Genomic DNA, 13,867 nt, shown 5'->3' on the forward strand with positions numbered 1-13,867 from the left:
GAGCCTAGGGCTGCCCGCCGACACCGCCCGTCCGCACGAACCTCGGCCCCTCGTACCCGTCCCGCGACACCCACGCCGTGAAGTCCGCGAGCGACCGCACCCAGTGCCCTCGCTCCCCGTACAGGGCCTGGTAGACGACCACCGGCTCCTCCGTCTCGACGTCACGGGCCACGAGCACGACCTCGTACTCCCCACCCTTGAAGTGCCGGTACCGTCCGGGCGTCACGTCGTCGACCATGCTCCCGATGCTAGGGCCGGTACCGTCCCCGGACTCCGCTCCGTGCCCGCGCCGGCACGCACCGACGCAACCGTGGCGTCCCGCCCGCCCGCCCGCAGCCCGCCACCCGCCGCCGCCCGCCCGCTGCCCGGCGCCCACGCGACGAGGCCCGTCACACGCGGTCATCTCGATGCCCGACAGCCACCGGAGGACGTACCGTCACGGCATGACCGTCACCTCGGCCGTCGCCGTCCTCGTGGGAGTCCTCGCACTCGCCACGGCCCTCGGCCTGCTCCTGCGCTCGCGGACCGGTCGAGCCCGCCGGACGCAGCCGCGTGACCCACACACCACCGCCACGGACCCAGCCACCGCCGACCTCGCCCCCTCCGAGGCGTTCGGCACCGACGCGACCCTCGTCCAGTTCTCCACGCCGACGTGCGCCCGCTGCCCGGCCACCCGCCGCCAGCTCGACGCCGTCGCCGCCGCCAACCCCGGCGTCACGCGCCTCGAGATCGACCTCGCCGAGCGCCCCGAGCTCGCTCGACGCTTCGCCGTCATGCAGACCCCCACCGTCCTGCTCCTCGACCGGAGTCGCGCCGTGCACACCCGGTTCGGCGGTCCGCCCCGACCGACCGAGCTCACCGCAGCCCTCGACACCGTCCTGACAGCAGCAGCACCGACCCCCGGAGACGAGTCCCCATGACCGCCACGAACGACCCCGCCCGCGGCATCGACCCCCGTTCCCCGAGGTTCGGCGCCGCCATCACGACCGTCCTCCTCGCGGCGACGATCGCCCTCACCCTGATCCCCGCGACGTGGGCGGCCGGCATCGTGCTGCTCGCCGCGATCGTCGTCCTCTTCGCCATCGGCGGCATCGCCGGCATCCGCCGCCACCCGTACGGCGCCCTGTTCCGCCGGTTCGTCCGCCCGGGACTCGCCCCGCCCGCCGAACTCGAGGCCCCGGAGCCCCCGACCTTCGCCCAGCAGGTCGGCCTCGTCATCACCGCCCTCGCCCTCGTCCTCGCGCTCGTCGGCGTCCCGTACGCCGCCACGGTGGGCGCCGCTATCGCGCTCGTCGCCGCGTTCCTGAACGCCGTCTTCGACGTCTGCATCGGCTGCCTCCTCTACGTGTGGCTGGTCCGCGCGGGCGTCTTCCGGCAGCGCACGGCCGCCTGATCACGGGCCAGGAGGCGCGACCCACCCACGCGACGCACGTCGCGTCGTCGAGGTGATCCGCGCCTCCCGGCCTCCCCGCACCGGTCTCGTAGGCTGACCGCATGGGGGAACACACTGCACCAGCGCGCCCGACCGCCGACGGCACGACCGCGGAGGCGTAGCCGTGCCGTACACCGACGCCTCCACGGTCCTGCTCAAGAAGATCGCGACCTACCTCGCTGACGACGCGAACTCCGGCGCGTCCGACATCATCCCCGGCTACGCGCCCCCGACCAGCTCCCGCCCGAGCCGTCGGATCGAGGTCGGCGGGCGCCCCACCCTCACGCCCGAGGTCCTCTGATTCACCGCCAACCCGCTCAACTTCGCCCGCTCCGACTTCGGGATCCCCGTCGAGGAGATCGCCCGACTCGACGACGTGTCGAGCGGCCTGCGCAAGAAGGTCCGGATCACCCTGCGGACCGGGATCGAGCCGACCTTCCTGCTGTGGGGCATCCCTCGCTTCATCGAAGCGGTGGAGCGGGCGCGCAGCGCCCTCTGAACAGACGGACTGGAGGCGCGGCTCGCCCCGCCTCGTCGGTGACGGCGGAGGATCCCCCCACGACATCCTCCGCCGCCACGGTTCGAGCGCGCGACGGCTCAGTGCGTCCCGAGCGCCTGCTCGCTCAGCGCGACCAGGTCGTCCGCACGCAGGCTCGGCCACCCGTGCAGGGCACGACGACATCGTGGCGTTCGTGGTGCCCTCCTTGCGAGCTTCGTACGCCGGCCGATGCTGCCGCTGCTCGTCGACACGGGATCGCGCGCGGCCGTCGGGCCGGGCAGGCCGGCGACGCGCTACCGGCGTGCCTGAGGCCGCCCGCTTGGTGAGCAGAAGTGGTCGCGTTCTCGATTGCGAACCGACCATTTCTGCTCACGAACGTGCGACGGCTCCGGCGAGCTGCACTACGGGAGATCGGTGGGGCGCGGATTCAGAGGGGTGCCGAGGTCCGGCACTTCCCCGGGCACGCAGTGTCCCCACACGATGAGGCTGGCGAAGTCCGTCCCGGACTGGAACTCCACGCCGAACCCGTCCGCAGCAGTCCCACCGTTGTAGCCGTTGGGGTACGACACGACCGTCCGTGGCGGACGCAGGGTGTCGTCGTGCTGCACGGGAACGCCGCCCAACCCCACGTCGGTCTGCAACGCCTTCGCGACGTCTCGAGTCACCTCATCGGGTGCCGCGGGCAACGGATGCTTGCGGATGGCGACGAGCGAGAACTATGCGGCGTCCTCACCGTTCGAGGAGCACCCGAGCCAATTCGACTGCGTTCCCGCCTCCCAGCCGTCTTCGCCGACGACCGACTTCACCGCCTCGAAGATGTCCAGCACGTTCTTGTGTGATTGCTCGGGGGTCATGGAGGAGCCCTCACTCGCCGGAGCATGCGGACCGTTGTCGGCGCACGAGGTCAGCAAGGCTGCGCTGGACCCAAGCAGCGCGACGATGACGGCCAAGCACCTACGGCGTGCCATCACTGGTGCTTCTAATCTCCATGACGAACAGTCCTCTCCCGTTGCCGCGTCGACGGCCGCTGCGCCATGCTCACGGAAGGTCGGTCGGCCGAGGGTTCAACGGCGTCCCGAACTTCGGAGCCTTTCCGCTGACGCAATGTCCCGTGATCGACACATCAGCGTAGGAATCGAAGGCCTGGAACTCCACGAGGAAGCCGTCAGCAGCCGCTCCCCTGTTGTAGCCGTTCGGGTACGCGATGACCGGTCGCGGCGGGGTGAGCGTGTCATCGTGCTCCACCCGAGCTCCGCCGTAGCCGATCTCGTCGAGAGCATCGGCGACGCGCTTCGCCAGCTCGTCCGGAGTGGTGGGGAGAGGCAGTTTGCGAGTGGCCGAGTACGTGTACTGAGCTGCATCATGCCCACCCCTTCCGCAGATGAACCAGGCTGGCTGCTCATCGCTCCAGCCGTCCTTCCCGACGACGGACTGAACCGCCGCGAAGATGTTCAGCACGTCTCGGTGAGACTGTGCGACCGTCATGGACGAGTCCTTCTCAGCAGGTGTGTGCGGCCCCGCTCCCGCGCAGCCGCCGATGAGCAACGCGACGATCCCGACCACGGTCGTTGTCGGAAGCCAACGACGAGCATCTCGATTCACCGGTCCGTCCTGTCTGCCACTCGAACGTGAACCGACGCCCGCTCCTGCCAGAGATCGGCAGGGCGGGGATTCAACGGCGTCCCGAGCTTGGGCGGGCCCCCGGGTACGCAGTGCCCGTAGATGATCACGCCGACGAAACCAGGATCGGTCTGGAACTGCAGCCCGTACCCATCGGCAGCGGTCCCGCCGTTGTAGCCGTTCGGATACCCGATGACCGTCCGGCGAGGCGACAGCGTCTCATCGTGCTGGACTCGGATGCCCTTCATGCCCAGCTTCGATCCGAGCGTCTCTGCGACCTGCTTCGTCAGATCCTCCGGCGTGCCAGGGAGCGGCTGGTTCCGGATCGCGGTGAGCATGAATTGCGCGCCCGCTCCGCTCTGCGAGGAGCAGCCGTTCCATTCAGACTCGGTCCCCTCGGCCCAACCGTCCTCTCCGACGACCGACGTGATCGCGGCAAAGATGTCGAGCACGTTTTGATGTGACTCCTGCACCGTCATGGATGAGTCCTTGCTCGCTGGGGCGTGAGGTTCCGTGTCGGAGCAGCCGGTGATGAGGATCGCGACGAGTGCGCTGAACGCACCCGCGACCCACCGACCCTTCCGAAGGCTCGCAGCGGCGTATCGCACTACGGCACATCCGTGGGACTCGGGTTCAGCGGGGTTCCGAGCTTCGGCGGCTCGCCGGGGATGCAGTGGCCGGAGATGATCGTCGCCGCGTAGTCAGTGCCGGACTGGAACTGAATTCCGAATCCGTCGTGCGCGGTGCCGCCGTTGTACCCGTTCGGATACCCGATCACGGTCCTCGGTGGCTGCAGAGTCGTGTCGTGCTGGACACGCACATCGTCGTAGCCGGAGGCTTCGAGCGCAGCGGCGACCCGCTTCGTCACCGCATCGGGTGAGTCGCTCAGGGGCAACCGGCGCGCTGCATACAAGCTGAACTGCGAGGTGCCGGACGGTGCCGGGCAGGAATCCCATGACGACTCGAAGTCGTCGTCCCATCCGTCCTCACCCACCACGCCCTTGATCGTGTCGAACACGTCGTTGACGTTCCGATGAGCCTGTTGCGGGGTCATTGTCGAGTCTTTGGTCGCCTCGGCGGACGGGTCCGCGCCCGAACAGCTGGTCACGACGAGAGCCGAAGAGATCGCGATCGCGAGCCCGAAAGCGCCTCGGCCACGATGTTGGATCTCCGACACACGGCGCCGCACGGGGACTGCCCGAGCTTCGTAACGAGCGCCGCGTCGGCGTGGGGTGGTGAGCCGCATCACGGGAGGTCGGTGGGTCGAGGATTCAAGGAGCTGCCGAGCTTCGGCACGTTGCCGGGCACGCAGTGTCCGTACACCGAGAGGTCGGCGTATCCGTCGTTGACCCCGAACTGAATACCGAACTTGTCCGGTGCAGTACCTCCGTTGTAGCCGTTCGGGTACCCGATCACCGTGCGTTTTGGTGTCAGCGTCGTTTCGTGCTGCACGCGCGCTCCTTCGTAGCCGATCGCGTCCAGTGCTTGCGCGACCTTCCTCGCGACGTCGTCAGGAGTACCAGGCAATGGAAGCTTGCGCGTCGTTGCGTACGTGTACTGCGCAGCGGCAGTCCCGCCACTGCTGCAGATGTTCCAGCCCGCATCGTCGTCAGCCCAACCATCCTTCCCGACGACGCCCTGGACCGCGGCGACGACCTTGAGAACGTCTTGGTGGGATTCTTCGATGTTCATCGTCGCGTCAACGCTGGCGGGATCGTGCGGGCGGCCCGCACCGCACGACGCGACGAAGGTGGCGACGACGACTGCTCCTGCGAGCGCGGCGAAGCGCCGAGGTCCGCCCATCGGTGATCTGCGCCTGACCACTGCGCCGAGTTGCACTACGGGAGATCGGTGGGGCGCGGATTCAGCTGGGTACCGAGATCCGGCACTTCCCCCGGTACGCAATGTCCCCACACGAGGAGGCTGGCGAAGTCTGTGCCTGACTGGAACTCCACGCCGAACCCGTCCGCGGCGGTCCCGCCGTTGTAGCCGTTGGGGTAGGACACGACCGTGCGCGGAGGACGCAGCGTGTCGTCATGCTGCACCGGAACACCGTCCAACCCCACGTCTGCCTGCAATGCCTTGGCGACATCTCGGGTCACCTCATCGGGTGCCGAGGGCAACGGATGCTTCCGGATGGCCGTGAGCGTGAACTGAGCACCGTCATCGCCGTTTGACGAACAGTCGTTCCATTCCGACACTGTTCCCTCGTCCCAACCCTCCTCTCCGACCACCGACTTCACGGCTCGGAAGATGCTCATCACGTTCTCGTGGGACTGTTCGGGGGTCATCGAGGAGTCCTTACTGGCAGGAGCATGCGGACCAGTGTCGGAGCATGCGGTCAAGAGGAGCACTGCGGAGGTGGCGATCGCGCCCATCAGTGTCAAGCGCCTACAGCGTGGGGTCACCGGTGAGTCCTGTCTGCCAGTGGTACATGAACCAATTGTCCTTCGTCTGCTGCCGCATTCGATCGAACGGGGCACCGTCTTCGGGAATCTGATCACCCAGACCCATCGTCGCCTTCGCGGTGTTGTACTGCGCGGTCGTGTTGTTGTCGAAGTACGAGTACTGCCCTTGATCGTTCCCATCGCGGCCGTCGTACGGGCCGTGATGGGTGACGCCGTGGAGCGTGTCAGCACCGGACCCTTGCGTCTCCGAGCTGAAATCATGGGCTCCCCACGTCGGGTCCGTGGGATCCTGCCGGCCTGACAGGTTCTGCCCGGTGATCGCCCATCCGTCTTTCGCTCCCTGGCTCGCGAACACTTCACCTTTCGACACCTTCAGCGCGTCGGCGTTCGGCGCGACGTCCGTGACGCCGGCGGACCCGAGGAGCACGACGTGGTCAGCGTGGGTCTCCGTCAGCGCTATGGTCGCCACGTTCGTGCCGTACGAGTGCGCGACGACAGACAAGTCCGCGTCGTTCCCGGAGGCTGCACGGACCGCATCGAAGCCGTTCAAGTCGGCGGCGAGGGCGTCAGCACCCGTGTGCGCTCGACCGTTCGCCACGACTGATGCGAACGACAGGTCATCTGCCATGGGCCCGTGGTAGCCGATCCACGAGACCACCGCGACGTCGGCGGGCAGTGCATTGCTCACCGCGGCCTGGCGGCTGCGCAAGCCGCTGGCGATCGCCGCATAGTTACTCACGGTGCCGTCCTGGTAGGTCGCCGTGTTCATTCCGGGCACGATGTAGGTCACATGCGTCGCCTTGTCCATGTCGCCCGAGACGATCTGAGCCAACGGGGGCCGATCATCGACGAGCGAGATGAGCGAGACAGGCTTCTTCTTCGACGCTGTCTGGATGTTCTGGTATCCGTCGCGCTGCCGCTGCCAGGTCTGGAGCTGTGCTCTCGCAGCCGCAGCGGCCGCGGGGCTCGAAGCGCTCTTCAACTGCTTCTCCCAGTACGACGTCTTCTGCTTCGCTTCGGACAGCTTGTCCGCGAGCACGCTCGAGTTCGCTCGCGCCCTCGCCCAGTAGGCGACCCCGTTCAGGTTCCCGAGCGCCGCCGGGATCGCCGCGACGAACGCATCTTGCTCAGCGGAGTGAGCACCGTCCGGACCGGACATCGCCGTCCACCACGCCGCCACGTCCTGCGCGTCCATGCGCGCCAAGCGTGCAGCAATCGTCGGATCGTCCTGCAACGCGGCGATCGACTCCTTGTCGAGCGAGCCGAGCCACGTGAGGAACTGCCCGTCACTCATCTTCGCCACGGCAGCAGCGGACTGCAGCTTGCCGACGACCTCCGGTGCTTCCAGAGCCGAGGCAACCTGTCGATCGGCAGCGTCGCGCCGCGTCACCAACTCGTCCCACTGCGCCGACAGCCGCCCCTGCAGCCCAGCAAGGCTCGCCGCTCCGCTCTGCAACTGCTGGAGTTTCGCCGTGTCCGACTCCACCGCGTCCGCGCTCTGCGCCGTCGCAGTGGCCCGGCGGATCGCGCTGGCGTTCGCCGCAACGTCATCGGCCGCGGCCTGCTGAGCGGTCTGCACGCGGTGTGCCTCGTCCTGGATCCGCTGGACCTCGCTCGCGTACGTGTCCAGCGCCGACGCAGCCTCATCGAGTCGCGCCGCGACGCGCTGCGCGCTCGCCGGCACCGTAGCCGCCACCGCGACGAACCGCTCCTGCGCCTTCCCGGTCCAACCCGACTGCGCCGCCGCGGCAGCGTCCACCACGTGTCGAGCCCCCGCACGGACCGCGTCGGCGTGCTGCGTGTGCAAGCGCGCGAGCCGACGGATCCCGTCCGGGTCACCCGCTGTCGGATCGGCGGTCATCGCAGCCTCGCCGCCAGACCCGCGTCCGCCTGCTCCATCTCCGAAGCAGCGTCCTGCACGAACTGGCTCAGCGTGTCCGCGTCATCACCGAGCGAGCGGACCATCGCGTCCTGCGCCCGTGCCGACGACGCGAACGCCGACGCCACGACGTCGGACCCGAAACACCCGCCGTCTGCCCCGGACAGCGCACGCTCGGAACCGAACTCCGCCGCCGCGTCCTTCGCCTTCGACGCCACCGAGTGCATCACCGACGTATCGACCGTCAAGTCCCCCAACGTTGCCCCCTCCACGCATCAACGCCCAGCCAGCATAGCCTGATATGTCAGTCGCACAACCAGCCGCGACGCGACGTCGAAGCACGAAAGTACCTTGCAGCACTGGCGAGTGTCGGTGCAATGCGCTTTCATGGAGCTCATGACCATCGCCGACCGCACCGACCGCGCCGACGCGTTCGCCCTCGTCCGGACCCAGTCCGGCACGATGCCGACGAGCATGCGCGCGATCGCCGACGCCGTCCTCGACGACCCCGGCACCGCGGCCACCACGAGCGCCGCCGAGCTCGCCGACCGCGCCGGGGTCTCCCCCGCCACCGTCTCGCGCTTCGCCCAGCACCTCGGGTTCGCGAACTTCGCCGCCCTCCAGCGCAGCATGACCCGGGCCGTCGAGCGGGGCATCCACGAACGACGCGAGACCGAGATCCACGCGGGCGTCAGCGTCGATGACGACGTCGCGACTGTCATCGCCAAGGTCACCGAGGACGTCCGGGCCGTGATGAGCGACACCCGCGCCACGCTCGACCCGATCGCCCTCGAAGCCGCCGCGGTCCGCATCAGCGAGGCCCGACGCGTCGTCCTGTACGGCGTCGGCGCGAGCGGCATCGTGGCCCGCGACCTCCACCTCAAGCTCGAACGCATCGGCATCGCGAGCTCGATCGCGGACGACCCGCACAACGCCCTGACCCTCGCGAGCGTCCTCGGCCCGAAGGACGTCCTCGTGATCACGAGCCACTCCGGCACCACGGTCGAGGCGCTCGAGGTCGCCACCGAGGCCAAGATGCACGAGGCCACCGTCGTCGCGATCACCGGCCACGCCACCTCGCCGCTGACCCACCACGCCGACCACGTGCTGCTCGGGGTCGCCGGGGCCGAGAGCGACCTGCGCCCCGCCGCGATGGGCAGCCGGATGAGCCAGCTCGCCATCGTCGACGCCCTGTTCATCGTCGTCGCCCAGCGCACCGACGACCGATCCCGCACGCTCCTCGCACGCAGCCGCCACGCGGTCCGCACGCACCACCGTCCCTGAATCGAGCACCATGCACCACCACGACCTGCGCGACGAGCTGCGGCACCTCGCGACCGAGGCCACCGACTCGTCCCTCGACGACATCGACCTCGTCTCCACCCTCGAAGCTGCCCAACGCATGAACGCACTCGACCGCAGCGTGCCCGCGGCACTCGAGCCGTGCCTCCCGGCCATCGCCCTCGCCGCCGACTCGATCGCCGCTGCCTTCCGACGCGGCGGCCGCCTGATCTACGTCGGCGCCGGCACGCCGGGCCGGCTCGGCGTCCTCGACGCCAGCGAGTGCCCACCCACCTTCGGTACCGACCCCTCGCAGGTCGTCGGCGTCATCGCCGGCGGCGACGTCGCCCTCACCACCGCCGTCGAGGGCGCCGAGGACGACGAAGCAGCCGCCATCCGCGACCTCGACGCGCTCGGCCTGTCGGCCGACGACGTGGTCGTCGGGATCAGCGCGTCCGGCAGGACGCCCTACGTCATCGCGGCCGTCCTGGAGGCGCGGCGCAGGTCCGCCCTGTCCGTCTCCGTCGCGTGCAATCCCGACTCGGCCGCAGGGCGGGAGGCCGACATCGCCATCGACGTCGTCGTCGGTCCCGAGTTCATCGCCGGGTCGACCCGCCTGAAGGCGGGGACCGCGCAGAAGCTCGTCTGCAACATGCTCACCACGCTCGCGATGGTTCGCAGCAACAAGACGTACGGCAACCGGATGGTCGACGTGCGTGCGACGAACGAGAAGCTCGTCGCCCGGTCGTTCTCGCTCGTGCAGGACGTGACCGGAGCTGCTTCCGCTGACGTCGCCGCCGCTCTCGATGGCGCCGACGGCGAGGTCAAGACGGCCATCGCGATGATCCTCACCGGGTCGTCCGCTCCGTCGGTCCGGGCGCAGCTCGCTGCTGCCGACGGGTCGCTCCGAGCCGTCATCTCCTGACTCCTTCCCTTCTCAGTCCGATTCCTTTCCCCCGAGGAGCACCATCAATGGCCGATGCACAGCAACTCGCACAACAGATCCTCGACACCGTCGGCGGGTCCTCGAACATCGCCGACGTCGAGAACTGCATGACCCGACTCCGGGTCGAGGTAGCGTCCCCCGGTTCGGTCGACCTGCCGGCGTTGCAGGCCACCGACGGGGTCATGGCCGCGATCGCCGCCGGGTCGAACCTGCAGATCGTGCTCGGGCCGGGGCTCGTGGACCGGGTGGCTGACTCGTTGGAGTCGTTGCGTGCTGCTCCTGTTCCGGGCGCGTCCTCGGCTTCGGTGTCGCCCGAGGAGCTGGCGGCGCGGGGCGCGTCGATCAAGGCATCCGCCCGTGCCCGGTCCGACGGCCGCACCATGCGCGCCATCCGTCGCATCTCCGCCATCTTCATCCCGCTCATCCCGGCGTTGATCGCGTGCGGGCTCATCGCCGGGATCAACGGCATCCTGACGAACCTCGGGTGGTTGCCCGGGGTGACGCCGTTCCTCGGCGTGCTGTCCAGCGGGTTCCTGTCCCTGCTCGCGGTGTTCGTCGGGATGAACGCTGCGAAGGAGTTCGGTGGGACACCCATCCTCGGCGGTGCCGTCGGCGGCATCATCGTCGCCGCCGGCGTCGCGAACGTCACCATGTTCGGCGAGACCCTGGCGCCCGGGCAGGGCGGTGTGCTCGGAGCGCTGGCGGGCGGCATCCTCGCGGCGTACGTGGAGCGCTTCATGCGGAAGGTCACGCCCGACGTCATGGCGCTCATCGCCGTGCCGACCGTGACCGTGCTCGTCGCCGGGTCCGTGACGCTCGGCATCCTGATGTCCGTCGCCGGCGTCGTCTCCGTCGCCATCGGCACCGCGGCGACCTGGCTGCTCGCGAACGGCGGGGCCTTCGCCGGCTTCGTCCTCGGCGGGCTCTTCCTGCCGCTCGTCATGACCGGCATGCACCAGGGGCTCATCCCGATCCACGCCACGCTCATCGAGCAGACCGGGTGGACCGTGCTGCTGCCCGTGCTGGCGATGGGTGGTGCCGGGCAGATCGGTGCGTGCATCGCGCTGTGGGTGCGGTTCCGGTCGAACGAGTCGCTCGTCCGGACGATCCGTGGGGCGCTGCCAGCTGGCTTCCTCGGGGTCGGCGAGCCGCTGATCTACGGTGTGACGCTCCCCCTCGGGCGGCCGTTCATCACCGCGTGCATCGGTGGGGCGTTCGGTGGCGGGGTCGTCGGGCTGTTCGACCAGCTCGGGCACTCCGTGGGGGCGATCGCCATCGGGGCGTCGGACCTGTCGCTCATCCCGCTGCTGAACGGGTCGTCCGGCTACGGCTGGGCGTTGCTCGGGTACGGGTCGGGGCTCGTGGTGGCGTACGTCGTGGGGTTCGTGGCGACGATGGTGTTCGGGGGGTCAGGGTCGGTGCGGGCGGATCTCGAGGAGCAGCCCTCACCGAGGACGGTGTAGCAATCGCTGACGTCGAACGCAAGTCAAAATCGCATTTGCGCCCGCAGACAAGCGCGCAAGCACCGCACGTCGTCCTCGCGTTGCTACCTGATTCAAGAGAGGACACGCAGATGGCCCGACACGATCGATAGGCGAGACCGCGCGTCGCGCCCGCGTTCCCGAAGAGCTTCATCGAATCAGGCAATCGACAGTCAGGCTTGCGTTGACCAATTGCACCGCACGCCAGCCGGATTGGCTGTTCTTGAGATCCACACCAAAGTGGACCGCAAAGCCTGCCTGCGAATGGGCCAGGTCGGGGCTCCGCAGCTTGCCCAGCTGTCGCCCCCCTGAGTCATGGACGATCGACGAAAGCCATGAACTTCGGCAGAATGCAGTCCCCACAGCACGATAGAGACGACGAGACAAACTCAGCTCATTTACGAACGATGGGGCGATCCCTTCGCAACGAGCCAACTGATCGGGCAGCGCAGCGAGAAACACACCGCTTACGAACGCGTCGTCCCACCTTAACAACGCTCGGACCAAGTCAGAAATTCGGGTCACCAATAGTATATGAGCTATCCTAGACCGGTGCAGCTGACGAAATCCTTCAATTCGGTTCTTCCTGCGGACGTGCTCGAGCGCTACGAATGGCGTGAGACCCGCAACGCTTCAGCGGTTCTCAACAGCACAAACCCCGAAGCTTTCAAGGAGGTAGTCGACGTCATCCGTGACTTTGAATTAACCTCTGGCATGCTTCTCCTACCCGGTCGCAACGAGTCTCTTGTCCCTCAATATCTCAACGATTCTTTCCGCACCCTCGGTTGGCGAGAAGCACGAGTGGACTCATCGATCCGCAATACTCTTGTCGTCTTCCCTTACTCGGGAGCCGGCGAATCATCCGTTCGCCGCATCGACTCGGAAATCGTCGAGTTCGAAGGCTATAAAGCCGACTGGGTCAAGCGCACTGAAAGTGGAGACCGCGGCATCGCAGGAGACACCGAATGGAATGCCAAAGATGGCAACCTCGATCGCAATGTTGCAAGCTACCGTGCATTGTATGAGGCAGGCTTCATCGACGGGGCCATTCTAATCACGAGGACCCAGGAAGACCTTCGGAAACTTGAACTTGAACTGATAAATGAATTCGACCAAGCAACTGACAGTCACGCGGCGACGACGTTACGGACTACCACAGACGTGGTTCTCGAAGTCAGACAGCGACTCGCCAAACTTCGGGAGAAGGGCCAGAACGTTTCCCGTCTCGGCACGTCAACGACGACGAACCTCCCGAAACTCGAACAGCGGATGAAACGAGGAGACGGCGGGGGGTGCCCGATCCTCTCCATCGGCATCTCCCGCGCCACGTGGGACGGCCGAGCGTTCCACTGACACCCCCCACAGGTCAGAGCTTGTCGGCGCCCTCCCGTAGGGTTGTAGGAGCCAGAAGAGAGGTTGCAGCATGAGCACCACCGAAGTCCCCGAGCTCAACGCGAGCCCCGCGTCTGACTCAGCGTCAGCGCCCAACAGAGCGCGCCCCCTCAGGACCGAGGCGCATCCGCGTCCGGCGCTCACCATCCCGGTAGTCGAAGGAGGCTTCAAAACGGTGCTCGCCGATCCGCCGTGGAGGTTCACCAACCGGACAGGCAAGGTCGCGCCAGAGCACAGGCGACTCGACAGGTACGACACGATGCACCTTGATGAGATAAAGGCATTGCCAGTCGCGGACCACGTCGCAGATAACTCACACCTCTACATGTGGGTGCCGAACGCTCTTCTGCCGGAGGGCTTACAAGTGATGCAGGCCTGGGGATTTCGGTACATTTCGAATCTCGTCTGGGCTAAACGTCGTAAAGACGGTGGTCCGGATGGGCGAGGAGTTGGCTTCTACTTTCGCAACACGACCGAACTTATCTTGTTCGGCGTTCGAGGCTCAATGCGGACACTCGCCCCAGCCCGGTCGCAAGTGAATATCATTGAGACCCAAAAGCGGGAGCACTCGCGAAAGCCAGACGAACAATACGACCTTATCGAACGTTGTAGCCCGGGACCCTACCTCGAGATGTTCGCACGTTACCGCCATTCGGACGACTGGCACGTGTTCGGGGATGAGGCCGCAGACGACGTCAAACCTCGCGGTCAACAGCACCGCGGGTACACACCCGACGCAATTCCTACCAAACCAGCTGGACGACTGACGTCCTAATCGTCGCAATCTATCAGCTTCCAGCGACCTTGTTATGTCAGGCCGATGTAGTCAGATTACGCGGCCTGGACCCAGCGAACCACCCTCTCTGTCGTACTCAGCGTTTGAGCGGCAGGTCCCCAACGCCCGACGCTGCTAATCGGCGGCGCTGCCA

At 67.3% G+C, this 13,867-nt stretch carries 18 protein-coding genes; 9 read left to right on the top strand and 9 right to left on the bottom strand.

Annotated elements, in window-relative coordinates; all coding sequences use genetic code 11:
- Nucleotides 1-4: 4 nt before the first annotated feature.
- Nucleotides 5-238, bottom strand: coding sequence for a DUF1653 domain-containing protein (locus ACQXVK_RS13755; protein WP_430853904.1), 234 nt, complete (start codon nucleotides 236-238; stop codon nucleotides 5-7).
- Between the two features lie 205 nt (nucleotides 239-443).
- Here ACQXVK_RS13755 and ACQXVK_RS13760 point away from each other — a divergent pair, with 205 nt between their 5' ends.
- From ACQXVK_RS13760 to ACQXVK_RS13775, 4 genes are all read left to right on the top strand, one after another.
- Nucleotides 444-920, top strand: coding sequence for a thioredoxin family protein (locus ACQXVK_RS13760; RefSeq protein ID WP_430853905.1), 477 nt, complete (start codon nucleotides 444-446; stop codon nucleotides 918-920).
- Nucleotides 917-1,393: a DUF4395 domain-containing protein gene (locus ACQXVK_RS13765; RefSeq protein WP_430853906.1), complete on the top strand. Its 477-nt coding sequence runs from the start codon at nucleotides 917-919 to the stop codon at nucleotides 1,391-1,393. Before ACQXVK_RS13760 ends, ACQXVK_RS13765 begins: the two co-directional genes overlap by 4 nt.
- 163 nt (nucleotides 1,394-1,556) lie before the next feature.
- The gene (locus ACQXVK_RS13770) at nucleotides 1,557-1,733 is read left to right on the top strand and encodes a hypothetical protein (protein WP_430853907.1); all 177 of its coding nucleotides are present in this window, start codon (nucleotides 1,557-1,559) and stop codon (nucleotides 1,731-1,733) included.
- 75 nt (nucleotides 1,734-1,808) lie between these two features.
- Nucleotides 1,809-1,931: a hypothetical protein gene (locus ACQXVK_RS13775; protein WP_430853908.1), complete on the top strand. Its 123-nt coding sequence runs from the start codon at nucleotides 1,809-1,811 to the stop codon at nucleotides 1,929-1,931.
- Between the two features lie 716 nt (nucleotides 1,932-2,647).
- Here the strand turns inward: ACQXVK_RS13775 and ACQXVK_RS13780 are convergent.
- From ACQXVK_RS13780 to ACQXVK_RS13815, 8 genes are all read right to left on the bottom strand, one after another.
- Nucleotides 2,648-2,881 carry a hypothetical protein gene (locus ACQXVK_RS13780; protein WP_430853909.1) on the bottom strand — a complete coding sequence of 78 codons (234 nt, stop codon included), beginning with the start codon at nucleotides 2,879-2,881 and terminating at the stop codon, nucleotides 2,648-2,650.
- An 88-nt stretch (nucleotides 2,882-2,969) separates the two neighbouring features.
- Nucleotides 2,970-3,416 (bottom strand): hypothetical protein, encoded by a 447-nt coding sequence (locus ACQXVK_RS13785; protein WP_430853910.1) that lies wholly within the window; start codon nucleotides 3,414-3,416, stop codon nucleotides 2,970-2,972.
- A 113-nt stretch (nucleotides 3,417-3,529) separates the two neighbouring features.
- A complete protein-coding gene (locus ACQXVK_RS13790; RefSeq protein ID WP_430853911.1) occupies nucleotides 3,530-4,030 on the bottom strand; it encodes a hypothetical protein in 501 nt (166 codons plus the stop codon).
- Nucleotides 4,031-4,158: 128 nt separating this feature from the next.
- Nucleotides 4,159-4,659 carry a hypothetical protein gene (locus ACQXVK_RS13795; RefSeq protein WP_430853912.1) on the bottom strand — a complete coding sequence of 167 codons (501 nt, stop codon included), beginning with the start codon at nucleotides 4,657-4,659 and terminating at the stop codon, nucleotides 4,159-4,161.
- Between the two features lie 137 nt (nucleotides 4,660-4,796).
- Nucleotides 4,797-5,390 (bottom strand): hypothetical protein, encoded by a 594-nt coding sequence (locus ACQXVK_RS13800; protein ID WP_430853913.1) that lies wholly within the window; start codon nucleotides 5,388-5,390, stop codon nucleotides 4,797-4,799.
- Nucleotides 5,390-5,842 carry a hypothetical protein gene (locus ACQXVK_RS13805; RefSeq protein WP_416394476.1) on the bottom strand — a complete coding sequence of 151 codons (453 nt, stop codon included), beginning with the start codon at nucleotides 5,840-5,842 and terminating at the stop codon, nucleotides 5,390-5,392. The genes ACQXVK_RS13800 and ACQXVK_RS13805 overlap by 1 nt, the downstream gene beginning before the upstream one ends.
- Before the next feature lie 100 nt (nucleotides 5,843-5,942).
- Nucleotides 5,943-7,820 carry an alpha/beta hydrolase gene (locus ACQXVK_RS13810; protein ID WP_430853914.1) on the bottom strand — a complete coding sequence of 626 codons (1,878 nt, stop codon included), beginning with the start codon at nucleotides 7,818-7,820 and terminating at the stop codon, nucleotides 5,943-5,945.
- Nucleotides 7,817-8,086 carry a hypothetical protein gene (locus ACQXVK_RS13815; RefSeq protein ID WP_430853915.1) on the bottom strand — a complete coding sequence of 90 codons (270 nt, stop codon included), beginning with the start codon at nucleotides 8,084-8,086 and terminating at the stop codon, nucleotides 7,817-7,819. The genes ACQXVK_RS13810 and ACQXVK_RS13815 overlap by 4 nt, the downstream gene beginning before the upstream one ends.
- 148 nt (nucleotides 8,087-8,234) lie before the next feature.
- Here ACQXVK_RS13815 and ACQXVK_RS13820 point away from each other — a divergent pair, with 148 nt between their 5' ends.
- From ACQXVK_RS13820 to ACQXVK_RS13840, 5 genes are all read left to right on the top strand, one after another.
- On the top strand, nucleotides 8,235-9,122 hold the full coding sequence (locus ACQXVK_RS13820) for a MurR/RpiR family transcriptional regulator (RefSeq protein ID WP_430853916.1): 888 nt from the start codon (nucleotides 8,235-8,237) through the stop codon (nucleotides 9,120-9,122).
- A gap of 10 nt (nucleotides 9,123-9,132) precedes the next feature.
- Complete coding sequence (gene murQ, locus ACQXVK_RS13825) at nucleotides 9,133-10,044, top strand: N-acetylmuramic acid 6-phosphate etherase (protein WP_430853917.1); 912 nt, start codon at nucleotides 9,133-9,135, stop codon at nucleotides 10,042-10,044.
- Between the two features lie 47 nt (nucleotides 10,045-10,091).
- Entirely contained in the window at nucleotides 10,092-11,528 is a 1,437-nt protein-coding gene (locus ACQXVK_RS13830) for a PTS transporter subunit EIIC (RefSeq protein WP_430853918.1), read from the top strand.
- Nucleotides 11,529-12,098: 570 nt separating this feature from the next.
- The gene (locus ACQXVK_RS13835; RefSeq protein ID WP_430853919.1) at nucleotides 12,099-12,899 is read left to right on the top strand and encodes a BglII/BstYI family type II restriction endonuclease; all 801 of its coding nucleotides are present in this window, start codon (nucleotides 12,099-12,101) and stop codon (nucleotides 12,897-12,899) included.
- 70 nt (nucleotides 12,900-12,969) lie between these two features.
- Entirely contained in the window at nucleotides 12,970-13,713 is a 744-nt protein-coding gene (locus ACQXVK_RS13840; RefSeq protein WP_430853920.1) for an MT-A70 family methyltransferase, read from the top strand.
- Nucleotides 13,714-13,867: the final 154 nt, after the last annotated feature.

Source organism: Curtobacterium sp. AB451, from assembly GCF_050585845.1.
In the GTDB taxonomy this organism is placed as follows: domain Bacteria; phylum Actinomycetota; class Actinomycetes; order Actinomycetales; family Microbacteriaceae; genus Curtobacterium.